This window comes from Pseudomonas mendocina, assembly GCA_037482215.1.
GTDB lineage: Bacteria > Pseudomonadota > Gammaproteobacteria > Pseudomonadales > Pseudomonadaceae > Aquipseudomonas > Aquipseudomonas mendocina_E.
Genome location: CP148074.1, coordinates 390,906 through 413,113, shown reverse-complemented (window position 1 = coordinate 413,113; position 22,208 = coordinate 390,906). Strand labels below are relative to the sequence as shown.

Here is a 22,208-nt window from a genome sequence, read left to right as displayed (position 1 = left end):
AAGTTGGCACGCCCCCTGCTTATAGACAAGTACTTCCAGTTTTGGGGGCCTTGGTACAGGCAGGCCGGGGAATCCCCTCTTTTATTACTGCGACAGGCTGATCTCCAGCCGCCAGCGACCGTCCGCTTCCTGAGCACGCCATGTGCCTTGCAGCGGACGCGCCGCCACGACTCTCAGCAGCAAATCCCGTCGCTCCCGCTCGATCCTCCAATTCGCCGCATGACCGGCAATCTGCAACTGGCCATTGCGCTCCTTGCCGAAGCTCTCGATTCGCATGATGAAAACACCGCCGGTGCTCGCCACTACAGGCTTAGGCTCTTCATCAAACCACAACGCCAGGCCTTGATCAGTGACGCTGACGTCCCGCAGCCATTGCGGCTCAGGTTGCATAAGCCGCCCCAGCATCAGCCCAACCAGAAACGCGAAAATGCCCAGCGAAGCAATCACCCTCACCCACGGACGAGGCCGTGGCGGCAGATCAGGGGTAGAATAGCCGTCGTCTTCAGGGCTGGAACCGCTCATGTTTCACGTAATCCTTTTTCAACCGGAAATACCGCCGAATACCGGCAACATTATCAGGCTCTGCGCCAATAGCGGCTGCCACCTGCACCTGATCGAACCACTGGGGTTCGAACTAGATGATAAACGCCTGCGTCGCGCCGGGCTGGACTATCACGAATACGCCACGCTGCAACGCCACGCAGACCTGGACAGTTGCCTACACAGCTTAGGGAACCCACGTCTGTTCGCCTTTACCACCAAAGGCAGCCAGCCATTTCATGATGTCAGCTACCAGCCCGGCGATGCTTTCCTGTTCGGCCCGGAAAGCCGTGGTTTGCCCGAGGAAATCCGCAACAGCGTGCCGCCGGAACAGCGGGTGCGCCTGCCCATGCGCGAAGGCTGTCGCAGCCTTAACCTGTCCAATACGGTTGCAGTCGCAGTGTATGAAGCCTGGCGCCAGCAAGGGTTTGCCGAGGCGCAGTGACGCTCAAAGAAATGCTTCGCGGTTGAAACCGCTCCTACAGTATCTGCGGATATCAGCTTTTCGTGGGAACGGCTTTAGCCGTGAATAGGCCATCGCAGCACTCATCATTCTGGCATGTGTGCGCTGCAAGATTGGGCATGGCCCCACAGCAGACCATACCTGCATAAAAAAACGCCCCGAAGGGCGTTTTATCAAGCAGCAATGCAACCCTTAGTGGGCAGTCGCTTCGCCAGCTTGTTGCATACGCTGCAGCTCTTGAGCGTAAAGAGCATCGAAGTTCACCGGGGACAGCATCAGCGCAGGGAACGAACCACGGGTTACCAGGTTGTCCAACGCTTCGCGGGCATACGGGAACAGGATGTTCGGGCAGAACGCACCCAACGTGTGGCTCATGGACGCTGCGTCCAGGCCCTTGATCAGGAAGATACCGGCCTGCTGCACTTCAGCGATAAAGGCAACATCTTCACCGGTTTTAACAGTAACCGAAACGGTCAGCACCACCTCGTAGAAATCACCCTCAAGGGCTTTCTGACGGGTGTTGAGGTCCATCGAAACATTCGGCGCCCACTCCTGACGGAAGATTTCCGGGCTTTTTGGCGCTTCAAAGGACAGGTCGCGCACATAAATACGCTGCAGGGAAAATTGAGCAGCCTGCTCGCCTTGGGCGGCGCCGTTGCTTGCTTGTTCGGTCATTGCTAAGCCTTCCTATGGTTCAGTTCGTTTTAAATGGAATCAGTCAGCCTTTGAGCAGCGCATCCAGCTTGCCTGCGCGCTCCAAGGCATAAAGATCGTCACAACCACCTACGTGGGTTTCACCAATCCAGATCTGTGGCACCGATGTGCGCTGGGCCTTACGAGCCATTTCAGCGCGCACATCCGGCTTGCCGTCGACCCGGATTTCCTCAAACAACACCCCCTTCTGGGTAAGCAGTTGCTTGGCGCGGATACAGTACGGGCACCAGTCGCTCGAATAGATGACAACAGGCTGCATATCACTTAACCAATGGCAGGTTATCGCCACGCCAGCTGGAAATACCACCTGACAGTTTGGCCGCGGTGTAGCCGGCTTTTTTCAGCTCGCGGCAGACAGTACCGGAGTGCTGCCCCATGGCGTCAACCACAATAATGGTTTTCGCCTTGTGCTTCTCCAGCTCAACCATGCGGCTGGCCATTTTGTCGTATGGGATATTCAGAGCATCGACAATGTGCCCGGTCGAGAAGTCTTTTTGCGCACGCACGTCGACAACAATGCCTTGGTCGCTGTTGACCAGCGCGGTCAGCTCGCGAGTGCTCAGGCTGCGGCCACCTTTGCGGGACTCGGTGAAAATCAGCAGCGCCAGCAGAACAACAAACGATCCGCTCAGTACATAGTGGTTAGAGACAAATTCAATCAGGTTGGCAAGCATCGTACGGTTCCGGGACGGTAAAATGTCGGCAAGTATACACAGCCACTCAGGTCGGCCAAAGCCCGCCGACCGTGACCTTTATTCAGCTTGGCCGTAAAATGCCAAGTCTTTTCGCCCCTTTATACACAGCGAGCCTGCGTTATGAGCGTTACGCCAAAACCTCTGGTACTGATGATCCTTGATGGCTTCGGCCACAGCGACAACCCCGAGTCCAATGCCATCATGGCGGCGAACACGCCGAACTACGACCGTTTACGCGCTACCCAGCCCCACGGGCTGATCTCCGGCAGCGGCATGGACGTGGGCCTGCCAGACGGCCAGATGGGCAATTCGGAAGTTGGTCACATGAACCTCGGCGCAGGCCGCGTGGTGTACCAAGACTTTACCCGCGTAACCAAAGCTATCCGTGATGGTGAGTTTTTCACCAACGCTGCGATCACCGAAGCAGTGGATAAGGCCGTAAATGCTGGCAAAGCCGTGCACATTCTTGGCCTTCTGTCGGATGGCGGCGTGCACAGCCACCAGGACCACCTGGTTGCCATGGCAGAGCTGGCCGTTAAACGCGGTGCTGAAAAAATCTACCTGCACGCGTTCCTCGATGGTCGCGACACACCACCACGCAGTGCACAAAGCTCCATCGAGCTGCTCGACGCCACGTTTGCCAAACTCGGTAAAGGCCGCATCGCCAGCTTGATCGGCCGCTACTACGCCATGGACCGCGACAACCGCTGGGACCGTGTAGAGCAAGCCTATAACCTGATCGTCGACGGCAAAGCTGCGTTTACCGCTTCCAGCGCCAGCGAAGGTCTGGCCGCTGCCTACGAACGCGACGAGAGCGATGAATTCGTTAAAGCCACCACCATCGGTGAGGCTGTATCGGTAGAAGACGGCGACGCAGTGGTCTTCATGAACTTCCGCGCAGACCGCGCCCGCGAACTGACCCGCGCCTTTGTGGAAGATGGCTTCCAGGATTTCCAACGTGCTCGCGTACCGCAACTGGCCGGTTTCATCATGCTCACTCAATATGCCGCGAGCATTCAGACCCCAAGCGCATTCAAACCAGAAGCACTGACCAACGTACTGGGCGAGTATCTGGCCAATAACGGCAAAACCCAGCTGCGCATCGCTGAAACCGAAAAATACGCCCACGTCACTTTCTTCTTCTCCGGTGGCCGTGAAGACCCGTTCGCCGGTGAAGAACGCATCCTCATTCCATCACCCAACGTCGCCACCTACGACCTTCAGCCGCAGATGAGCGCCCCGGAAGTGACCGACAAGATTGTCGACGCCATTGAAAACCAGCGTTATGACGTGATCATCGTCAACTACGCCAACGGCGACATGGTCGGCCATACCGGCGTGTTCTCCGCCGCTGTAGCTGCGGTTGAATGCCTCGACACCTGCATCGGCCGCATCGTCGAAGCACTGGATAAAGTCGGCGGCGAAGCACTGATTACCGCTGACCACGGCAACGTTGAGCAAATGGCTGATGAGACCACCGGCCAAGCGCACACCGCACACACCTGCGAGCCGGTTCCGTTCATCTATGTCGGCAAACGTTCCGCCAGCATCCGTGAAGGCGGTGTTCTGGCTGACGTAGCCCCCACCCTGCTGACGCTCATGGGCTTGCCGGTGCCGCCAGAGATGACGGGCACCAGCATCGTTGAGCTACACTAAGGGCATGTTCCGGGGCAGACGCAATGTGTGCCCCGGAACACCAATAATCTGATTACCCCTCACGCCAGCAGCATCTGATCTCTTACACTACTGAAGCCCAGCAACCCGCCTGTATTTTTAGGCATACTACGAAGCTCCACGCCTTAGGTACTGCCAACTCTATGTTCCGCGCCCTAGCCCTGATTCTCCTCGCCCTCGCACTGACGCCTGTCCATGCAGACGATAAAGCTGCGACCCAGAAACAGCTTGAAGCCGCTCGCAGTGATATCACTGAGCTGAAAAAGCTGCTGGAGAAACTGCAGCAAGAGAAATCTGGCGTGCAAAAGGAACTGAAGAAAACCGAAAGCGAGATGGGCCAACTGGAGCGTCAGGTTAAGGATCTGCAGCAGGAGCTGAATAGCAGCGAGAGCGAAATCAAACGCCTCGGTGAAGAGAAAAAAAAACTTGAGGGTGCCCGTATCGAGCAACAACGGCTGATCGGCATCCAGGCCCGGGCTACCTATCAGAGCGGCGGCCGCCAGGAGTACCTGAAGCTGCTCCTTAACCAGCAGAACCCGGAAAAGTTCTCCCGTACCCTGACCTACTATGACTACATCAGCCAGGCGCGCATGGAGCAACTCACGGCCTTTAATGAAACGTTGCGCCAGTTGGCCAACGTCGAAAAAGACATCAGTGATCACCAAGCCAAACTGGTCGAACAGAAAGCCTCTTTAGACAGCCGCCGCGAACAACTCGCCGCCGTACGCAAAGAACGCCAACTGGCACTGGCTAAACTGAACAAAGATTACGCAGCCCGCGACCAGCGCCTTAAAGCCCGCCAGCAAGATCAGGCCAATCTCCAGCGTGTGCTGAAAACCATTGAAGAAACCCTCGCCCGCCAGGCTCGCGAGGCTGAAGAGGCCCGCCAACGCGCCTTGCTAGCCCAACAGACGCAGCCGCGGCGCAGCACCAATACAAACGCCAGTGGTCCATTAGTAAGCTCAGGCGCAACTTATGGCGGCCCGTTCGCCAGCGCCAAGGGTAAGCTGCCTTGGCCGGTTAATGGACGCGTGCTTGCCCGGTACGGCACCGCGCGAGGCGACGACTCCAGAGCCAAATGGGATGGCGTAATGATCGGCGCCTCTGCCGGCACACAGGTACGTGCCATTCATGGCGGTCGCGTCGTCTTTGCAGACTGGCTTCGCGGTGCGGGACTTCTGGTTATTCTGGATCACGGCAATGGCTACCTGAGCCTGTACGGTCATAACCAGAGCCTGCTCAAAGATGCCGGCGAAGTGGTTCAGGCAGGTGAAGCCATTGCCACCGTTGGCAACAGCGGTGGCCAGGATAGTCCGGCACTGTACTTTGCAATTCGTCAGCAGGGCCGTGCCATCGACCCCGCTCAATGGTGTCGCGCACAGGGATAAGTGTTGCGTTAACTGATTCAGGACAGGAGTACGTTCGACATGCTGCATTTGTTCCGCCTCACCACTCTGGCGCTCACTGTTGCCTTACTGGGTAACACAGCCGTCCTGGCTGCTCCTGCCGATGACGCCAACGCTGACAGCAGTGCACCACTGCCTCTGGACGAGCTGCGCACCTTCGCCGAGGTAATGGACCGCATCAAGTCTGCTTACGTCGAACCTGTCAGCGATAAGACGCTGCTGGAAAATGCCATCAAAGGCATGCTCAGCAATCTTGACCCACACTCTGCTTACCTTGAGCCCGACGACTTCCGCGATCTTCAGGAAAGCACCAGTGGCGAGTTCGGCGGTCTGGGTATCGAAATCGGCACCGAAGACGGGTTTATCAAGGTGGTATCGCCCATCGACGACACCCCGGCGTCTGCCGCTGGCATTCAGCCGGGCGACCTGATCATCAAGATTGACGGCCACCCGACCAAAGACATGTCGATGATGCAGGCCGTTGATCTGATGCGCGGCAAGTCCGGCAGCAAGATTGAGTTGACCATTGTGCGTGATGGCGGCAAGCCATTCGATGTATCCCTGACCCGCGCCGTCATTAAAGTTAAAAGCGTGAAGAGCCAGTTCCTTGAGGACGGCTACGGCTATATCCGCATCAGCCAGTTCCAGGTCAACACCGGTGAAGAGGTCGGTAAAGCTCTGGATAAAATGCGCAAAGACTATGGCAAGCGCCTGCGGGGTATTGTCCTCGACTTGCGAAACAACCCAGGTGGGGTGTTGCAAGCGGCCGTTGAGGTCTCTGACCACTTCCTCAAAAAAGGCCTGATCGTTTATACCGAAGGGCGTATTGCCAACTCCGAGCTGCGCTTCAACGCCGATCCAGCTGATGCCAGTGATGGTGCGCCGCTGGTGGTGCTGATCAACGGCGGCAGCGCTTCAGCTTCCGAAATCGTCGCAGGCGCCCTGCAGGATCACAAACGCGGCGTGGTAATGGGCACCGACAGTTTCGGTAAAGGCTCAGTGCAAACGGTGCTGCCGCTGAATAACGACCGCGCCCTGAAGCTCACCACCGCGCTGTACTTCACTCCGAACGGGCGCTCGATTCAGGCCCAAGGCATTGTCCCGGACATTGAGGTCACACGCGCCAAGGTCACCCGTGAACAGGACAGCGTCGGAATCAAAGAAGCCGATCTACAAGGCCACCTGGGCAATGGTAACGGCGGCGCCGATCGTCCAAGCAAAGACAAAACGGCAAAACCGTCCCGCCCGCAAGATGATGATTACCAGCTCAGCCAGGCCCTCAACCTGCTCAAAGGGTTGAACATCACCCGGGGCGATTAATTAGCTCACCGCCCCGTGGGGCGGTTTCACCGCGAAAAAAAGCCCGGCCCTGAGAAATCAGGGCCGGGCTTTTAGTTTGGCCGGGCGGTAATGCTCAGCGCACAACAATCCCACGACTGGCCAGATAGGCTTTGGCTTCCGGCACAGTGTACTCACCGAAGTGGAAGATACTGGCAGCCAGCACTGCATCCGCCTTGCCCTCAATAATGCCCGCGGCCAGGTGCTCCAAGTTGCCAACACCACCGGAAGCAATCACCGGGATACCCACAGCTTCGCTGATAGCACGGGTGACACCGAGGTCGTAGCCGCTTTTAACGCCATCCTGATCCATGCTGGTCAGGAGGATTTCACCGGCGCCCAGGCCTTCCATCTTCTTCGCCCACATCACCGCATCCAACCCCGTTGGCTTGCGACCACCGTGGGTGAAGATTTCCCAGCGCGGCTCTTCGCCCGGACCGGAAACCTTCTTCGCATCGATGGCGACAACAATGCACTGCGAACCAAAGCGGGAAGCGGCCTCACCGACAAACTCCGGAGTGAACACCGCCGCGGTGTTGATCGATACCTTGTCAGCACCGGCATTGAGCAGGTTGCGGATGTCCTGCACGGTACGCACGCCACCGCCCACGGTCAGCGGGATAAACACCTGGCTGGCCATACGCTCGACGGTGTGCAGGGTGGTGTCACGGCCATCAACGCTGGCGGTGATATCGAGGAAGGTAATCTCGTCGGCGCCCTGCTCGTCGTAGCGGCGGGCGATTTCCACCGGGTCACCGGCGTCGCGGATGTTTTCAAACTTCACACCCTTTACGACGCGACCGTTGTCCACATCCAAGCAAGGAATAATGCGTTTAGCCAGCGCCATGAATCAGTCCTCAGCCTTTATAGGAGTCGCAGAAGGCTTGCGCCTCGGCCACATCCAGCGTGCCTTCATAGATAGCACGACCCGTGATAGCACCGATGATGCCAGGCGCCTTGGCGTCCAGCAGCGATTTGATATCGCCCAGGTTGTGAATGCCGCCGGAAGCAATCACCGGGATGCGGCTGGCAGCGGCCAGTGCAGCGGTGGCTTCAACGTTGCAGCCTTGCATCATGCCGTCTTTGGCGATGTCGGTATAAACGATGGCGCTGACGCCGTCGGCTTCAAAGCGCTTGGCCAGATCAATCACCTGCACGGTGCTGACTTCTGCCCAGCCGTCAGTGGCGACAAAGCCATCTTTGGCGTCCAGACCCACAATCACTTTGCCGGGGAAGGCCTTGCACGCTTCGGTGACAAACTCAGGTTCTTTAACCGCCTTGGTGCCGATGATGACGTAGCTAACGCCCGCCTTAACGTAATGCTCGATGGTTTCCAGCGAGCGGATACCGCCGCCGATCTGGATCGGCAGGTTCGGGTAGCGCTTGGCAATGGCAGTCACCACTTCGCCGTTAACCGGCTGGCCTTCGAAGGCGCCGTTGAGGTCGACCAGATGCAGACGGCGGCAGCCACCTTCAACCCATTTGGCAGCCATGCTCACCGGGTCATCAGAGAATACGGTGGAGTCTTCCATGCGGCCCTGACGCAGACGCACGCATGCGCCGTCCTTCAGATCGATAGCGGGGATAATCAGCATCGGTTGAACCTGCTCAAGTCTCGTAAATTCGGAGGGTCAGCTCTTTTCGAGCGCCCAAAGGTCGCTTTCGATGCTCTCAAACCGCTCTTTCAAATGAGCCTGAACATCGTTAATCGCCTGGTTGTAATAAAGCGGTGCCATTTCGCGGGCAAACAGCTCCAGCACTTCAGCGGCCTCGAAGGTGCCCAGCTCAAGCTCAAAGCGATCCGCCATGAATCGCTTGATGGCCAGGCATGCATCCTGTTCCTGCTGTGCAGTCAGGGTCAGGATGGCAGGCTTCGATTTGCTGCGGCTCATTTACCAGCGGCCATCCCAACCGGCGAAGTTCTGCAGCAATTGCAGACCATGGGTGTGGCTTTTTTCCGGGTGGAACTGCACAGCAAAACGCGAGCCTTCAGCCAGCGCGGCGGCAAAGTCTTTACCGTAATGGCCGCGACCAACCACCTGCTGCGGGTTTTGCGCCTCAATGTAGTAGCTGTGCACAAAGTAGAAGCGCGCCTGATCCGGGATGTTGTGCCACAGCGGGTGAGCCACACTCTGCTGAACTTCGTTCCAGCCCATGTGCGGCACCTTCAGGGCAGCACCGTCTTCGACCAGATTCTTGCCGAAGAAGCGCACCTTGCCGGGGAACAAACCGATGCAATCCACACCGTCGTTCTCTTCGCTGTGATCCAGCAGTGCCTGCATGCCCACGCAAATACCAAGGAACGGGCGATCAGCGCTGACTTCACGTACCAGCGCATCAAAACCCAGGCGTTTGATTTCAGCCATGCAGTCACGAATCGCGCCCACACCGGGGAACACCACGCGATCAGCCTCGCGGATCACCGCCGCATCGCTGGTCACCAGCACACGGCCAGCGCCAACATGCTCAAGCGCCTTGGCGACCGAGTGCAGGTTGCCCATGCCATAGTCGATAACAGCAACGGTCTGCATTACAGGCAACCTTTGGTGGACGGCATTTGCCCGGCCATGCGCGGGTCCAGCTCAATGGCCATACGCAGGGCGCGGCCAAAGGCTTTGAACACAGTTTCGATCTGGTGGTGGGTGTTGGTGCCACGCAGGTTGTCGATGTGCAGGGTCACCAGCGCGTGGTTAACGAAGCCCTGGAAGAATTCCTGGAACAGGTCCACATCAAAACCACCCACCGTCGCACGGGTGTACGGCACATTCATTTGCAGGCCCGGACGACCGGAAAAGTCGATGACCACGCGGGACAGCGCTTCATCCAGTGGCACATAGGAATGGCCGTAGCGGGTCATGCCCTTCTTGTCACCGATTGCCTTGGTGAACGCCTGACCCAGCGTAATACCGACGTCTTCCACGGTGTGGTGGTCGTCAATGTGCAGGTCGCCTTTGCACTGGATGTCCAGGTCGATCAGACCATGACGCGCGATCTGATCCAGCATGTGCTCCAGAAAAGGCACGCCGATATCGAACTTGGCTTTGCCAGTTCCATCAAGATTGATCGAGACCTTGACCTGAGTCTCCAGGGTATTGCGCTCGACGAATGCCGTACGTTCGGCCATCACCCGCTCCACAAATTGACCAAGAAAAAGACGGCCATTATAGGCGGGCCGGGCGCTGTACGGCTACCAGCGGTAGCCGTAAGCCGCCTATCGGCACGATAGTCACCCCTGATTGCTAGCGCCCCAAGGGTATTGACCTGCTGAAAGCGGGGTCAGCAGGTCAGATTGCAGCCGTTATTGGAACAGTACGATGGTCTTTTGCAGGGTGATCCACACACCCCACGCCATCGGAACACCAACAGCCAGCCAGGCCAGAATCACCCAAGGCAGGCTGGCGCGATCGGCCGCCCACTCCAGGTTGGCACTGACAGGTGCCGCCTTATCATGGCTCGCACGTTCGGCCGCCAGCTCGGCTTCAGTCATGAAGTACTTAGGCGCAACCGGACGAATCAGCGCGTTGCAAATCAAACCCAGCACCAGCAGACCGGCCAAGATGTACAGAGTGATGTCATAGGCCGCCGCACGCTCAACGCCAATGCTCAGCTGATATTCACGCAGGTAATTCACCAGCACCGGGCCGAGAATCCCTGCCGCCGCCCAAGCAGTCAGCAGGCGACCATGAATGGCACCGACCATTTGCGTGCCGAACAGGTCAGCCAGATAGGCCGGTACCGTGGCGAAACCGCCGCCGTACATGGACAGGATGATGCAGAACGCCAACACGAACAGCGCCAGGCTGCCCCACTGACCGAGCATCGGTACCGACGCATAGAGAGCGAAGCCAAGGCCGAAGAACACGAAGTAAGTGGCTTTGCGGCCGATAAAGTCGGAAATGGACGCCCAGAAGAAGCGGCCACCGATGTTGAACAAGCTCAGCAGCCCGGTGAAGCCTGCCGCCAGCACGGCGATCTCCGCCAGTTGCGCTGCGCTCAGCTCATTGAAGGCCAGGTCATTGCCCAGCAGTTTGCCTGCGAACACTTCCTGCAACAGTGGCGAAGCCATCCCAATGATGCCGATGCCCGCCGATACGTTCAGGCACAGCACCGCCCACACCAGCCAGAATTGCGGGGTTTTCCACGCTTTGCTGACGTGCACATGGCCTTGAGTGATCATGGCGTTATTAGCCTTGCTCGCAGGAGCAGTCCAGCCCGCGGGTTTCCAACCAGTTGGCGGTACGCGGTAACCCAATGCACCCGCCAGCATAAAGACGAAGTAAATCGCCGCCATCACCACAAAGCTCTGCCAAACACCGACGCTATCAGGCCCGGAAAAGTGGTTCATCAGCTCCGCCGCCAGCGGTGCACCAACCATCGCACCACCACCGAAGCCCATGATTGCCATGCCGGTAGCCATGCCACGCTTGTCCGGGAACCACTTGATCAGAGTCGAAACCGGCGAGATATAGCCCAGCCCCAAACCGATACCGCCAATAACACCGGAGCCCACCCACATCAGCCAGATCTGATGGGTGTACACACCCAGGGCAGAAATCAGCAGACCACCACACCAGCAGAATGCGGAAACCAGACCGGCTTTACGCGGCCCGGCCTTCTCCAGCCAGCCACCCCAAATGGCCGCCGAGCATCCAAGAAACACGAAGAACAACGTGTACATCCAACCCAGCATGGAAATCTGCCAGTCACAGTCGCTGGCAAACACTTGCTCGAAGAACCCCATATCCGCCGAGCAAGTGACCGGTGCGTCAATGCCGATGGCTTTCGACAGTGGCAACCAGAACACCGAGAAGCCATAGGCCATACCGATGCACAGGTGGATGGCCAGCGCAGCGGGTGGAACCAACCAGCGGTTAAAGCCGGGGGCAGCGATGATGCGTTCTTTAGACAAAAAAGCAGGCTTCGCTGAAGCGCCATTTAATGCTTGGGCGTCAGTCATGACTCATTCTCTGTTGATAGGTGACAGGCAGGGCCTCAGTCTTGATAGATGCAGTCGATCAATTCATAGATGAGGCGGGCGCGGAGATTACCACTTACGCCTGCGTTTGGGCACTGAACTGAGGGAGTCTGTGCGTATTTCGCCCTATTTATTTACAGACTCCATCAAGGTGCGACAGCACGCTCTCCAAAGTCAGACTGCACCTTCAAGCGGCTGAACCACACTGCACAGCCAAGGCAAACGGCCACAATGCCCAGCGCTACAAATGAACTCCCTGCCGGCAAATAAACGCCCCAGAACACAGCAACGGCAGCCATCACCGACAACCTAAGCAATTCAACCGTGCGATTGATAGCGCCATCAAACAACCTGCCCAAGCAGACACAACCGCTGATGACCAACAGCATCAGCAGCCCTGACCACCAGAGTGCCGACTCTTTGACCTGAGCCAAAAAAATCAGCGTTAACGCATTAATCAGGAGAAACTGAACAAAGGCATACCAACGCAACCCTGTAGGGCAACGACCCGAGAACTTATCTTCCGGCATTTTCGGCCAGACGATGTGCTGCACATCGGCCGGGCGCCAACCCGTGGGCATCCACCACAAACGCAGTTTGTCCCACCAAGAACGCGTAGCCCGCGCATCCGCCCATAACAAACGCCACCAGGAAAATTGCAGACGCAGCGGATCAAACGTGCTCACCGGTGTGGTCACACCAAAGCGCACCGGCTCTGTTTCCACCGCATGGGTGCCAAAGAGGCGATCCCAGATAATGAAAACACCGCCATGGTTCTTGTCGATGTAGCAGTCGTTCTGACCGTGATGAACGCGATGCAGAGACGGTGTAACGATGACCTGTTCCAGCCATCCTAGCTTGCCGATGTGCTGCGAATGCACCCAGAACTGATATACCAGCTGAATCCCTAACAACAGCAGAAAGACCGGCAAAGGAATGCCCAGCAACGCCAGGGGCAAATAGAACGGCCAATCAAAGGCAGTCTGCACCGCACCTTTGCGCAGCGCTGTGGATAAGTTGAAATCCTCACTGGAATGATGGGGCTGGTGCGCGCCCCACAGCACATTAAAGGTATGCATGCTGCGGTGAGACCAGTAGAAGCAAAAGTCCACCGCAAGAAATCCGAGAACCCACAGCCACGGTGAACGGGTGTCCCATTCGAACAGCCGTGCATGCTCATACAGCCAGGCATAAGGAACGATCAGCAGCAGGCGCAGCGGCCCCTCTAACAACACCCGCAACACTCCAGTGTTGATACTGGTAGTCGCGTCGGCCAGGCGATAGGTACGCCGACCACTGCGCTGCTCGTACGCCAGCTCAAGCAGAATCAGCACGACATACATCGGAATAGCCACGATTGCGACGTTCACAGGCACCTCTGGCTTCTTCTTTAAGCCAAGCCTACCCCCGATCCCCTTTTGCTGCGCCAGCCGATTGCGCCAAAACGCCGCACTGAAAGTGCCACCGCAATGGAACCGCGCCCTCCGATCGGCCTCAAAACTAGGAGAACCGTGAGCTGAACCAAAGTGTGCAACACGCCAGCGACACACCTGCAGGACACACTGCTAAATCCACTCACAAATTCATCCCGATAAAGGGCGCTGTAACCGCCCACAAGCCAATGCTGGCGCTATACTGGGCGGCCCATAATGCCGCTGATCTCTGTTCAGCTTCATCACAAGGATTCGCACATGAAAGCGCTCGGCAAAATCCTCGGTCTGATTTTCCTCGGACTCTTGCTGATCATCGTGGCTCTCGGCTTCGCCCTGACTCACCTGTTCGATCCCAACGACTACAAAGATGAAATCCGTCAGTTGGCCCGGGAAAAAGCCAGCGTCGAGCTGACCCTCAATGGCGATATTGGCTGGAGTCTGTTCCCTTGGCTCGGCCTGGAGCTGACCGATGCCAGCGTCGCCAGCCTCGACACCCCTGATCATCCGTTTGCCAACCTGCGTTTGCTGGGTTTGTCCGTGCGCGTGCTGCCACTGCTGCGCAAAGAAGTGCAGATGAGCGACATCCGTATCGACGGCCTCAACCTCGATCTTCAGCGCGACGACAAAGGCAACAGCAACTGGAACAACGTCGGTAAACCGCTGCAAACCGCGCAAAGCCCTGCAACAACCGAATCCAAAACAGCTGAAAGCACACAAACCAGCACCAGCGAAACCACGGATAACAGCGACCAGAATCTGAAACTGGACATCGACAGCCTGATCGTCAACGGTGCCCGCATCAATTACCACGATGCCCAGAAAGGCGACCAGTTCAGCGCAGAAAGCATCCAGATCACCACCGGCGCCATTGCTGAAGGCAGCCCGGTCCCGGTCAAAGTGAGTGCATTCTTTGGCTCGAACAAACCGCTGCTGCGGGCCCGTAGTGAACTTCAAGGTGTGCTGCGCTTTGATCGCGCCCTTAAGCGCTATCAGCTCGAAGACGCCAAACTCTCCGGGGAAATCTCCGGCGACCCATTCAATGGCCAAACCCTGACCTATTCCGCACAAGGCCAACTGCTGGTTGATCAGGCAGCCCAGGTTGCGGAATGGAACGGTTTGAAACTCTCCGCGAACCAGCTGCGCGCCCTCGGCGAACTGAAAGTCCGCGACTTGTCTACAGCACCTAAACTCAGCGGCGGCCTGTCCATTGCGCCACTGAACCTGCGTGAGTTCCTTGCCACCGTCGGGCAAAAACTACCGCCGCTGAATGACGATAAAACCCTGAGCAAGTTCGAACTGACTACCCGCCTCAGTGGCACAGACAAGAGTCTGTCGCTGGATGAACTGAAAGTGACACTGGACGACAGCCACTTCACCGGCGATGTAGGCGTTGCAGACTTTGCCAAACAGGCCCTGCGCGTCAAACTCAAGGGCGACCAGCTTGATCTGGATCGCTACCTGCCAGCCCCCGGCAAAGACGCCAAGAAGGCAGAGACTGCCCGCTCCGCTGAAGTGAAAGAAAGCATCGCCAAAGCAGGCGAAAGCGGCAGCACTCCCCTGCCTAATGCACCGACCGAGCACGCATGGAGCCATGTCGAGATACTCCCAGCCAATACCCTGCGTAAGCTGGATGCTCAGCTGGACGTAAGCCTCGGCCAGCTCACTGTGGACAAACAAACGCTTCACGACGTCATCGTTAAAGCGCAGGCCCAAAACGGCCTGGTGACCCTACAGGATGCTCACGGCAAACTCGGCACCGGCGAAGTAGCCGTCAAAGGCAGCATCAATGCACGTCCAGATGCAGCCTTGCTAGCCCTGCAAGCCAACCTGAAAAACGTGGCAGTTGAACCGTTCCTGAAAAAGCCGGAGCAACCGTCCCCGGTCAAAGGCAATCTCAACCTGACCGCCAACCTGACCACCCAAGGCAACAGTCAGAAGAGCTGGGTCGAAGCCCTTAATGGCACGGCTAACTTCAACCTGAGCAATGGCGTACTGGTCGGTGCCAACCTAGAGCAGCAGTTGTGCCGCGGCATTGCCACGCTCAACCGCAAATCCTTGAGCGGCGAAGCCAGAGGCAAGGACACCCCGTTCGAAACCCTGCAGGGCAGCCTCAACATCCACAACGGCGTTGCGAACAACCCGGACCTTAAAGCCCGTATTCCGGGTCTTTCCGTTGCCGGAAACGGCCTACTGGATGTACGCACCCTCGGCCTCGACTACCAGATCGGCATTACCATCGAAGGCGATCGCCGTGAAATGCCGGATCCGGCCTGCCAGGTCAACCAGCGCTATGTCGGCATTGCCTGGCCGGTACGTTGCCGCGGCCCGCTGGAAATGGGTGGCAAAGCCTGCCGTCTGGATCAGGAAGGTTTGGGCAAAGTCGCCGCCAAACTCGCCGGTAACAAGATCAGCGAGAAGCTTGAAGAAAAACTCGGGGACAAAGTCAGCCCTGAACTGAAAGACGCAATCAAGGGCCTGTTCCGTTAATGACCCCTGAGCAGTTCTCCAGCGCCGTGCTGGCGTGGTACGACCAGCATGGCCGCAAAGATTTACCCTGGCAGCAGAACATCACCCCATACCGCGTCTGGGTGTCCGAGATCATGCTGCAACAGACGCAAGTGAGCACCGTGCTCGGCTACTTCGACCGCTTTATGGCAGCACTGCCCACCGTAAAAGATCTGGCCGAAGCCCCCGAGGACGAAGTGCTGCACCTGTGGACGGGCCTGGGTTACTACACCCGGGCACGCAACCTGCAAAAGACAGCCAAGCTGATCATGTCCGAATACGGCGGAGAGTTTCCTCCTGACGTCGACAAACTCAGCGATCTGCCTGGCATCGGCCACTCCACTGCTGGCGCTATCGCCAGCCTGAGTATGGGCGTACGAGCGCCCATCTTGGATGGCAACGTCAAACGCGTACTGGCCCGTTATGTGGCTCAGGAAGGCTACCCCGGCGAACCTAAAGTGGCGAAGCAACTGTGGGATGTCGCCGAACGCTTCACCCCGCAGCAGCGCGTCAACCACTACACCCAGGCCATGATGGACCTGGGCGCAACCCTCTGTACCCGCAGCAAACCCAGCTGCCTGATCTGCCCACTGCAAAGTGGCTGTAAAGCCCACCTGCTTGGTCTGGAAATCCGTTACCCGATTCCTAAACCACGCAAGGCACTGCCGCAAAAAAGCACCCTGATGCCCATTTTTGCCAACCAGAACGGCGAAGTCCTGCTCTATCGCCGTCCCTCGACAGGTCTTTGGGGCGGCCTTTGGAGCCTGCCAGAGCTGGATGCCCTCGATGCGACCGAGCAACTGGCCAAACAGCACCAGCTAACACTTGGCGAACATCTGCCCCTAAGCGGCCTGACTCACACCTTTAGCCACTTTCAATTGGCCATCGAACCCTGGCTGATCCATGTGGAGGCAATACCGGGGGCCGTGGCCGAGGCCGACTGGCTCTGGTATAACCTCGCCACCCCACCGCGCCTGGGCTTGGCTGCCCCAGTCAAAAAACTACTGAAGCGCGCGGCCGAAGCCCTGGGTTCTGTATGAGCGCTGAACGCTCACACACACGCCTAAAGCCTACTGATTTCAGGAGAGACACATGACCCGCACCGTCCACTGCCGCAAATACCAGAAGGACCTGCCCGGCCTTGATCGTGCCCCTTATCCGGGTGCCAAAGGCGAAGACATCTTCAACAACGTCTCCAAGCAGGCCTGGGATGAGTGGCAAAAGCACCAGACCTTGCTGATCAACGAGCGTCGTCTGAACATGATGAACGCCGACGACCGCAAATTTCTTCAGGCCGAAATGGACAAGTTTCTCAGTGGCGAGGAATACGCCAAAGCTGACGGCTATGTGCCCCCAAGCGAATAACGCCTGACGGGCGTGAAGGATCACCCTCACGCCCCTCGAAAAACCGGCCCCAAAACAGCAAAGAAACCTAAGCGCCCGAAATAATTAAACATTTTTTCAATTCGCGCTTGACGGACCCTCGGAAAACGCGTTTAATGCGCCCCGTTGCCCAGGTAGCTCAGTCGGTAGAGCAGGGGATTGAAAATCCCCGTGTCGGCGGTTCGATTCCGTCCCTGGGCACCAAAATACCGAAACCCTGACCTAGAAAGAGTTCAGGGTTTTTTTTGCCTGCGCATTTTACCACCCGACCACTGGCGGCTTAACCTGTAGCCGCCTGCATATGCTCAACCAGCCACTGCCCCGCCGGCCCCAGCGGTGATCGGCGCGACCAGACCACATCAAGGTCAACATAATGCGGATAACCCTGGGTATTGAGCACCACGAGCCCCGCACCGTACCTGTCGACCAAGTCCACGGGCAGCTCAGCCCAGCCGAAGCCACGCTTGGCAAACTCCATAAGCGTCAGATAATCAGGGGCCGACCAGGCCTGTCCCACTCTGTGCTGCTGCCCAGGCTCATAGGTTTTCAGGCATAACTGCCGTTGTGACTGCAATTGCCGGGGCTGAATATCAGCAAGCTTCGCCAATGGGTGGCTAGCACTCACATAAACATTGAACTGCGCACGGTAAGGCAATCGGACCGTGGCGATATCCGGCGGGTAGCTTGGCTGCGCAGCCAAAATGCCCATGTGGGCATAACCGGCCTGGATCATATAAATCACATCAGCATCCTCAGACGGCCCACAGCGCAGCTCGGTATCAGGAAACACCTGCGCAAAACCGGCTACCACTTCGCCAAACACGGACAAGCTGTAAATATCGCTCATCGCCACAGAAAGCAGCGGCTCAACATTAATCGATAGCCGGCTGGCCAGCGCATCCAACCGCTCACTGGCAGACAAGATCTCCTCTATACGCGCCAGCACCAGGCGCCCGGCGTCATTCAAAACGGGATGACGCGCCGACCTATCAAACAGTTCACAGCCCACATCCGCCTCAAGATTGGCAATAGCAATACTGATGGTGGACTGGCTTTTCTTCAGCTTTCGTGCAGCCGCAGAGAAAGAACCGAGCGCTGCGGCCTCTACAAAAGCAACCAGTGATTCAGGGGAATAGCGCATGTATTGATAAAACCGATGGCATCTATGTGTTCAGTATCGACTCTATCAAAGACTATAGACGGACAGTCACGTCACAGATGGAACAAAGGAGATTCACAATGACTGCCTTAGCATTTTCAGCCAAAGAAAGGATCATTCACGCAGTAGGCTTCGAGCTGCTTCTGATCCTAATCGCCACACCACTAATGGCGTTGGCCCTGGATAAGCCACTACAAGAAGTAGGCACCCTAACTTTGGCCTTATGCGTAATCGCCATGTTCTGGAATATGGTCTACAACGCTCTCGTCGATATTTGCATCAAAACTGAGCGCATTCACTGGAACCTTGGTAGTCGAATCACTCACGCGCTGGTTTTCGAGCTTGGCCTGATCATCACATGCGTGCCACTCGCGGCCTGGCTACTGAACATCAGCTTGTTGCAAGCTTTACTGCTGGACATCGTGTTTCTTGCCCTGATTCTGCCTTACACCGTTGGGTATAACTGGGTCTTTGATCAGATCAAATACACGATGCAAAACTCAAAACGATTGCCTGCAAATGAGCCAGCATGATGCTGCTAGACACTGAAACCGACCCCCATTCAGGCTCTTGAAACGCCTGGCGCCACACACCGGCGCCAGGCCTCTTACGATCTACTTGAGCTGATCAGCGAGCTTGTTACGCCTTACTTTAAGTAATGGATTTAACAGCGGCTTGAATTGGGGATCCTTCGCCAATTTGTAGTCACGTCCCACAAAGTATCCCTTAGCGTTGAGATCGTTCTTTGCGGTATAGAGCAGCCATGCCGTGGTAATCCCGGCAAATTCGTTTTTGGCATTCTCTCTGACAGGGCTGAAGTGGGTCGCATTGTTCGCCGTTGCAAGCCATGCCGGTGCTTTGACAGCAGCCCAATCACTTTGCCACAGCTGCGTCCAGCCAATCGGTAGCACCACCACATCAGCAGCCCCGGTTAAAACCAGCGTAGGAACATTTGAAAGAGATGTTGAGCCTAGCGGACCGGGCTCAATTGGCAGTGAAGCTAACACCTTCAATTCAGGATCAATCAGCCGCAGCGCAGAGTCAGGCAGGGCTGACACCTGAATGGTCGCCCCACCACCAGCGGAGTGCCCAGCTATCACGGTGCGCCCCAAATCTACCTTGCCGTATAAAGGGGAGCTTGGATCTTTGTTTAACTTACTAACCTCCAGCGCTCCCAAAATATGCATTGTAGGCAGCGAGTTAATAAAGTTAGTGGATGAAACAACAATAAAGCCATAGCTGACCCACTGTTCAACCATCCTTGTGTATTGCTCATCGTTGGACAATATACCTCCCACAAAGTCCACCACTGGGAGCTTATCCAAGTCTTTTATATTTTCAGGGTAATAAACACTAACTGAAACAGGGCTACTGAAGCCATACGGAAAAGAGCTACTGCACTTCAAGTCTGGATCAGTTAAAACCAACTTTGCAATTGTACCCACCAGCCCACGGCAATCTGCCCCTACCGCCGTGGTCGAAACCTCATAAGCTCCTGCCTTGTCGGTAAAGGCATACTCATCATTTGCCAACCCGAAAGCCGGCAGCAGCTCAGAAGCGCCAGCCAGAGTTGAAATGGAAATAAGTGCCGCGACACTAGCTAATTGCTTGGTTTTAGATCCCGCCTTAGTGAGAATATTCATATCAGTATCCCTACCTGCGCTGAATTTAGAACTAAAAACTCAAGAAATATGATCACTTCCTAAAGATCAACCTCATCATCTGGCATCTATATTAAGAAGTGCTTACAACGCAGAATTAATACTGCCCAACAAAAGAACAATGAAACAATTACCCACAGTTAAACAATTAAAACAGCCCGAGGATACCTATGAGCATCTTCACGCTATTGAACATATCCACCTAACTAAAAGTTATTTACTTCAAAGAAGGGGCGGGAGTTAATGTTCAGCAACCTATGCCTCTCACCTGTTAGCCTGGCCAGCCCGAACTGAACCACCCACCAGCGGCAGGTACCTTGCTTGTGACCCCTGTAGGTTCACGGTAGAATATGGTCACTTTATGCACTACGCGTGCTCAAAGCGTTCTACAGGTTTTAGAAATTCCTGTGCCGTAGCCCAACGCGTGGTGGCACATTAAAAGACTAAAAAACCCCAGGCGAACATTCCTTGGGGTTTTTTTATTGCCTGAAATATTGCAATAGCAATTCAGTAGCTCAGCCGCCCGGCAGTATTGCCATAGCGCGACAAGCAACTGTAAACAGGCGACACAACATGCACGGTAACGGCTCGTGAACGGCAAACGGCTTGGCGCTTATTGGGACGCTATGCTAGGTTGACCCTCGCCTGGAAGGTCACGTAATGCCTGAGCCCCCGAACAAGAAGAGAGGTACAACCATGGCTGCGGCCACGCCTGCGCTCGAAATTCGCGATTTGCACAAACGCTACGGCGACCTTGAAGTACTCAAGGGCATCTCTCTCACCGCCCGTGACGGCGATGTGATCTCTATCCTCGGCTCTTCCGGCTCCGGCAAGTCCACTTTTCTGCGTTGCATTAACTTGCTTGAGAATCCTCATCAAGGGCAGATCATCATTGCGGGAGAGGAACTGAAGCTGAAGGCCGCCAAGAACGGTGAGCTAGTTGCCGCCGATAATCGTCAAATCAACCGCTTGCGCAGCCAACTGGGTTTTGTCTTCCAGAATTTCAACCTATGGCCACACATGACCGTGCTCGACAACATTATCGAGGCACCACGCCGCGTGCTTGGCCAGAGCAAAGCCGACGCTATTGAGACAGCCGAAGCGCTGCTGGCCAAAGTCGGCATTGCCAATAAGCGCCATGCTTATCCAAACGAATTGTCCGGCGGTCAGCAGCAGCGTGCAGCGATTGCCCGCACACTGGCCATGCAGCCGAAAGTAATCCTGTTCGATGAGCCTACTTCGGCTCTAGACCCGGAGATGGTACAAGAAGTGCTTAATGTGATCCGTGCACTGGCTGAAGAAGGACGCACCATGCTGCTGGTTACTCACGAAATGAGCTTTGCTCGTCAGGTATCCAGCGAAGTGGTATTCCTTCACCAGGGTCTGGTTGAGGAACAGGGCACACCTGAACAGGTGTTCGACAACCCGACTTCAGCACGTTGCAAACAATTTATGTCCAGCAATCAATAAAACGGAGCAATCACTATGCAGAAGTACAAAAAGATCCTGCTGGCTGCTGCAGCCACGTTGGCTTTCGGCACCCAGGCCGTTGCAGCTGACAAGCTGAAGATTGGCACAGAGGGCGCCTACCCTCCTTTCAACCTGATTGATGCAAGCGGCAAAGTTGGCGGCTTCGACGTCGAGATTGGCCAGGCCCTGTGCGCCAAAATGAAAGTTGAGTGCGAAGTCGTGACCTCTGACTGGGACGGCATCATTCCAGCTCTGAACGCCAAGAAATTCGACTTCCTGATCGCCTCCATGTCGATCACCGAAGAGCGTAAAGCTGCAGTCGATTTCACCGAGCCGTACTACACCAACAAACTGCAATTCGTGGCACCAAAAGGCGGCGAGTTCAAAACTGACAAAGACTCCCTGAAAGGTAAAGTGATCGGTGCGCAGCGCGCCACCATCGCCGGTACCTGGCTGGAGGACAATCTGGGCGGCGTGGTTGACGTAAAACTGTATGACACCCAGGAAAACGCTTACCTGGACCTCGCATCAGGCCGCGTTGATGGCATCCTCGCTGACACCTTCGTTCAGTGGGAATGGCTGAAGAGCGACGCTGGCAAGGACTTCGAGTTCAAAGGCGAACCAGTCTTCGACAACGACAAGATCGGTATTGCCGTACGTAAAGGCGACGCTCTGCGCGAGAAGCTGAATGCTGCTCTGGCTGAAATCGTTGCCGACGGTACTTACAAGAAGATCAACGACAAGTACTTCCCGTTCAGCATCTACTAATAAGCTGCCTGCCCTGCACCGCTC

General features: G+C 56.4%; 23 protein-coding genes and 1 tRNA gene. 11 read left to right on the top strand and 13 right to left on the bottom strand.

Annotated features, from left to right (window positions below):
- Positions 1 to 84 precede the first annotated feature (84 nt).
- Positions 85 to 522 (bottom strand): hypothetical protein, encoded by a 438-nt coding sequence (locus tag WG219_01695; protein ID WXL26225.1) that lies wholly within the window; start codon positions 520 to 522, stop codon positions 85 to 87.
- Between WG219_01695 and trmL the strand changes: the two genes are divergently transcribed.
- A complete protein-coding gene (gene trmL, locus WG219_01690; protein ID WXL26224.1) occupies positions 521 to 985 on the top strand; it encodes a tRNA (uridine(34)/cytosine(34)/5-carboxymethylaminomethyluridine(34)-2'-O)-methyltransferase TrmL in 465 nt (154 codons plus the stop codon). The genes WG219_01695 and trmL overlap by 2 nt on opposite strands.
- Positions 986 to 1,195: 210 nt before the next feature.
- Here trmL and secB read toward each other — a convergent pair whose 3' ends face one another.
- The 3 genes from secB to WG219_01675 are packed head-to-tail and all read right to left on the bottom strand — an operon-like array spanning position 1,196 to position 2,391.
- Positions 1,196 to 1,678 carry a protein-export chaperone SecB gene (gene secB, locus WG219_01685; GenBank protein ID WXL26223.1) on the bottom strand — a complete coding sequence of 161 codons (483 nt, stop codon included), beginning with the start codon at positions 1,676 to 1,678 and terminating at the stop codon, positions 1,196 to 1,198.
- A gap of 43 nt (positions 1,679 to 1,721) precedes the next feature.
- Positions 1,722 to 1,976, bottom strand: coding sequence for a glutaredoxin 3 (grxC, locus tag WG219_01680; GenBank protein WXL26222.1), 255 nt, complete (start codon positions 1,974 to 1,976; stop codon positions 1,722 to 1,724).
- Position 1,977: 1 nt separating this feature from the next.
- Positions 1,978 to 2,391, bottom strand: coding sequence for a rhodanese-like domain-containing protein (locus WG219_01675; GenBank protein ID WXL26221.1), 414 nt, complete (start codon positions 2,389 to 2,391; stop codon positions 1,978 to 1,980).
- A gap of 141 nt (positions 2,392 to 2,532) precedes the next feature.
- On the opposite strand from WG219_01675, the gene gpmI reads away from it, so the two are divergent.
- The 3 genes from gpmI to WG219_01660 all read left to right on the top strand — a co-directional run bounded on the left by gpmI (position 2,533) and on the right by WG219_01660 (position 6,812).
- Positions 2,533 to 4,068 carry a 2,3-bisphosphoglycerate-independent phosphoglycerate mutase gene (gpmI, locus tag WG219_01670; protein ID WXL26220.1) on the top strand — a complete coding sequence of 512 codons (1,536 nt, stop codon included), beginning with the start codon at positions 2,533 to 2,535 and terminating at the stop codon, positions 4,066 to 4,068.
- Positions 4,069 to 4,229: 161 nt separating this feature from the next.
- Positions 4,230 to 5,474 carry a murein hydrolase activator EnvC gene (locus WG219_01665; protein ID WXL26219.1) on the top strand — a complete coding sequence of 415 codons (1,245 nt, stop codon included), beginning with the start codon at positions 4,230 to 4,232 and terminating at the stop codon, positions 5,472 to 5,474.
- Positions 5,475 to 5,513: 39 nt separating this feature from the next.
- Entirely contained in the window at positions 5,514 to 6,812 is a 1,299-nt protein-coding gene (locus tag WG219_01660) for a S41 family peptidase (protein ID WXL26218.1), read from the top strand.
- Positions 6,813 to 6,906: 94 nt separating this feature from the next.
- Here the strand turns inward: WG219_01660 and hisF are convergent, their stop codons facing one another.
- From hisF to WG219_01625, 7 genes are all read right to left on the bottom strand, one after another.
- Positions 6,907 to 7,677, bottom strand: a complete 771-nt coding sequence (gene hisF, locus WG219_01655) for an imidazole glycerol phosphate synthase subunit HisF (protein ID WXL26217.1) — start codon at positions 7,675 to 7,677, stop codon at positions 6,907 to 6,909.
- A 10-nt stretch (positions 7,678 to 7,687) separates the two neighbouring features.
- Entirely contained in the window at positions 7,688 to 8,425 is a 738-nt protein-coding gene (hisA, locus tag WG219_01650) for a 1-(5-phosphoribosyl)-5-[(5-phosphoribosylamino)methylideneamino]imidazole-4-carboxamide isomerase (GenBank protein WXL26216.1), read from the bottom strand.
- Between the two features lie 36 nt (positions 8,426 to 8,461).
- Positions 8,462 to 8,722 carry a DUF2164 domain-containing protein gene (locus WG219_01645; protein WXL26215.1) on the bottom strand — a complete coding sequence of 87 codons (261 nt, stop codon included), beginning with the start codon at positions 8,720 to 8,722 and terminating at the stop codon, positions 8,462 to 8,464.
- On the bottom strand, positions 8,723 to 9,361 hold the full coding sequence (gene hisH / locus WG219_01640; GenBank protein ID WXL26214.1) for an imidazole glycerol phosphate synthase subunit HisH: 639 nt from the start codon (positions 9,359 to 9,361) through the stop codon (positions 8,723 to 8,725).
- Positions 9,361 to 9,954, bottom strand: a complete 594-nt coding sequence (gene hisB / locus WG219_01635) for an imidazoleglycerol-phosphate dehydratase HisB (GenBank protein WXL26213.1) — start codon at positions 9,952 to 9,954, stop codon at positions 9,361 to 9,363. Before hisB ends, hisH begins: the two co-directional genes overlap by 1 nt.
- 174 nt (positions 9,955 to 10,128) lie before the next feature.
- Complete coding sequence (locus WG219_01630; GenBank protein ID WXL26212.1) at positions 10,129 to 11,787, bottom strand: OFA family MFS transporter; 1,659 nt, start codon at positions 11,785 to 11,787, stop codon at positions 10,129 to 10,131.
- Positions 11,788 to 11,951: 164 nt separating this feature from the next.
- Positions 11,952 to 13,175, bottom strand: a complete 1,224-nt coding sequence (locus WG219_01625; protein ID WXL26211.1) for a sterol desaturase family protein — start codon at positions 13,173 to 13,175, stop codon at positions 11,952 to 11,954.
- Between the two features lie 321 nt (positions 13,176 to 13,496).
- Between WG219_01625 and WG219_01620 the strand changes: the two genes are divergently transcribed.
- The 4 genes from WG219_01620 (at position 13,497) to WG219_01605 (ending at position 17,330) form a co-directional block, all read left to right on the top strand.
- The gene (locus tag WG219_01620; protein ID WXL26210.1) at positions 13,497 to 15,725 is read left to right on the top strand and encodes an AsmA family protein; all 2,229 of its coding nucleotides are present in this window, start codon (positions 13,497 to 13,499) and stop codon (positions 15,723 to 15,725) included.
- The gene (gene mutY / locus WG219_01615) at positions 15,725 to 16,783 is read left to right on the top strand and encodes an A/G-specific adenine glycosylase (GenBank protein WXL26209.1); all 1,059 of its coding nucleotides are present in this window, start codon (positions 15,725 to 15,727) and stop codon (positions 16,781 to 16,783) included. Before WG219_01620 ends, mutY begins: the two co-directional genes overlap by 1 nt.
- Positions 16,784 to 16,835: 52 nt before the next feature.
- A complete protein-coding gene (locus tag WG219_01610; protein WXL26208.1) occupies positions 16,836 to 17,108 on the top strand; it encodes an oxidative damage protection protein in 273 nt (90 codons plus the stop codon).
- Positions 17,109 to 17,254: 146 nt separating this feature from the next.
- Positions 17,255 to 17,330: transfer RNA gene (locus tag WG219_01605), tRNA-Phe, on the top strand.
- Positions 17,331 to 17,406: 76 nt separating this feature from the next.
- Here WG219_01605 and WG219_01600 read toward each other — a convergent pair.
- On the bottom strand, positions 17,407 to 18,267 hold the full coding sequence (locus WG219_01600) for a LysR family transcriptional regulator (protein WXL26207.1): 861 nt from the start codon (positions 18,265 to 18,267) through the stop codon (positions 17,407 to 17,409).
- Between the two features lie 98 nt (positions 18,268 to 18,365).
- Between WG219_01600 and WG219_01595 the strand changes: the two genes are divergently transcribed.
- The gene (locus tag WG219_01595; GenBank protein ID WXL26206.1) at positions 18,366 to 18,818 is read left to right on the top strand and encodes a PACE efflux transporter; all 453 of its coding nucleotides are present in this window, start codon (positions 18,366 to 18,368) and stop codon (positions 18,816 to 18,818) included.
- Positions 18,819 to 18,899: 81 nt separating this feature from the next.
- On the opposite strand, the gene WG219_01590 is transcribed toward WG219_01595, so the two are convergent.
- Positions 18,900 to 19,928, bottom strand: coding sequence for an adenylate cyclase (locus WG219_01590; GenBank protein ID WXL26205.1), 1,029 nt, complete (start codon positions 19,926 to 19,928; stop codon positions 18,900 to 18,902).
- 714 nt (positions 19,929 to 20,642) lie between these two features.
- Here WG219_01590 and WG219_01585 point away from each other — a divergent pair.
- On the top strand, positions 20,643 to 21,416 hold the full coding sequence (locus WG219_01585; protein ID WXL26204.1) for an ABC transporter ATP-binding protein: 774 nt from the start codon (positions 20,643 to 20,645) through the stop codon (positions 21,414 to 21,416).
- Positions 21,417 to 21,431: 15 nt separating this feature from the next.
- Positions 21,432 to 22,184, top strand: coding sequence for an ABC transporter substrate-binding protein (locus WG219_01580; GenBank protein ID WXL26203.1), 753 nt, complete (start codon positions 21,432 to 21,434; stop codon positions 22,182 to 22,184).
- Positions 22,185 to 22,208 lie beyond the last annotated feature (24 nt).

Bases quoted from the DNA above. Each gene is read 5' to 3' on its own strand.
- mutY (WXL26209.1), top strand. From the start codon at position 15,725: ATGACCCCTGAGCAGTTCTCCAGCGCCGTGCTGGCGTGGTACGACCAG.
- WG219_01665 (WXL26219.1), top strand. From the start codon at position 4,230: ATGTTCCGCGCCCTAGCCCTGATTCTCCTCGCCCTCGCACTGACGCCT.
- WG219_01660 (WXL26218.1), top strand. From the start codon at position 5,514: ATGCTGCATTTGTTCCGCCTCACCACTCTGGCGCTCACTGTTGCCTTA.
- hisH (WXL26214.1), bottom strand. From the start codon at position 9,361: ATGCAGACCGTTGCTGTTATCGACTATGGCATGGGCAACCTGCACTCG.
- WG219_01645 (WXL26215.1), bottom strand. From the start codon at position 8,722: ATGAGCCGCAGCAAATCGAAGCCTGCCATCCTGACCCTGACTGCACAG.
- WG219_01585 (WXL26204.1), top strand. From the start codon at position 20,643: ATGGCTGCGGCCACGCCTGCGCTCGAAATTCGCGATTTGCACAAACGC.
- WG219_01580 (WXL26203.1), top strand. From the start codon at position 21,432: ATGCAGAAGTACAAAAAGATCCTGCTGGCTGCTGCAGCCACGTTGGCT.
- WG219_01610 (WXL26208.1), top strand. From the start codon at position 16,836: ATGACCCGCACCGTCCACTGCCGCAAATACCAGAAGGACCTGCCCGGC.
- gpmI (WXL26220.1), top strand. From the start codon at position 2,533: ATGAGCGTTACGCCAAAACCTCTGGTACTGATGATCCTTGATGGCTTC.
- WG219_01595 (WXL26206.1), top strand. From the start codon at position 18,366: ATGACTGCCTTAGCATTTTCAGCCAAAGAAAGGATCATTCACGCAGTA.
- WG219_01620 (WXL26210.1), top strand. From the start codon at position 13,497: ATGAAAGCGCTCGGCAAAATCCTCGGTCTGATTTTCCTCGGACTCTTG.
- WG219_01675 (WXL26221.1), bottom strand. From the start codon at position 2,391: ATGCTTGCCAACCTGATTGAATTTGTCTCTAACCACTATGTACTGAGC.
- secB (WXL26223.1), bottom strand. From the start codon at position 1,678: ATGACCGAACAAGCAAGCAACGGCGCCGCCCAAGGCGAGCAGGCTGCT.
- grxC (WXL26222.1), bottom strand. From the start codon at position 1,976: ATGCAGCCTGTTGTCATCTATTCGAGCGACTGGTGCCCGTACTGTATC.
- hisB (WXL26213.1), bottom strand. From the start codon at position 9,954: ATGGCCGAACGTACGGCATTCGTCGAGCGCAATACCCTGGAGACTCAG.
- WG219_01630 (WXL26212.1), bottom strand. From the start codon at position 11,787: ATGACTGACGCCCAAGCATTAAATGGCGCTTCAGCGAAGCCTGCTTTT.
- hisF (WXL26217.1), bottom strand. From the start codon at position 7,677: ATGGCGCTGGCTAAACGCATTATTCCTTGCTTGGATGTGGACAACGGT.
- WG219_01695 (WXL26225.1), bottom strand. From the start codon at position 522: ATGAGCGGTTCCAGCCCTGAAGACGACGGCTATTCTACCCCTGATCTG.
- trmL (WXL26224.1), top strand. From the start codon at position 521: ATGTTTCACGTAATCCTTTTTCAACCGGAAATACCGCCGAATACCGGC.
- WG219_01590 (WXL26205.1), bottom strand. From the start codon at position 19,928: ATGAATATTCTCACTAAGGCGGGATCTAAAACCAAGCAATTAGCTAGT.
- hisA (WXL26216.1), bottom strand. From the start codon at position 8,425: ATGCTGATTATCCCCGCTATCGATCTGAAGGACGGCGCATGCGTGCGT.
- WG219_01600 (WXL26207.1), bottom strand. From the start codon at position 18,267: ATGCGCTATTCCCCTGAATCACTGGTTGCTTTTGTAGAGGCCGCAGCG.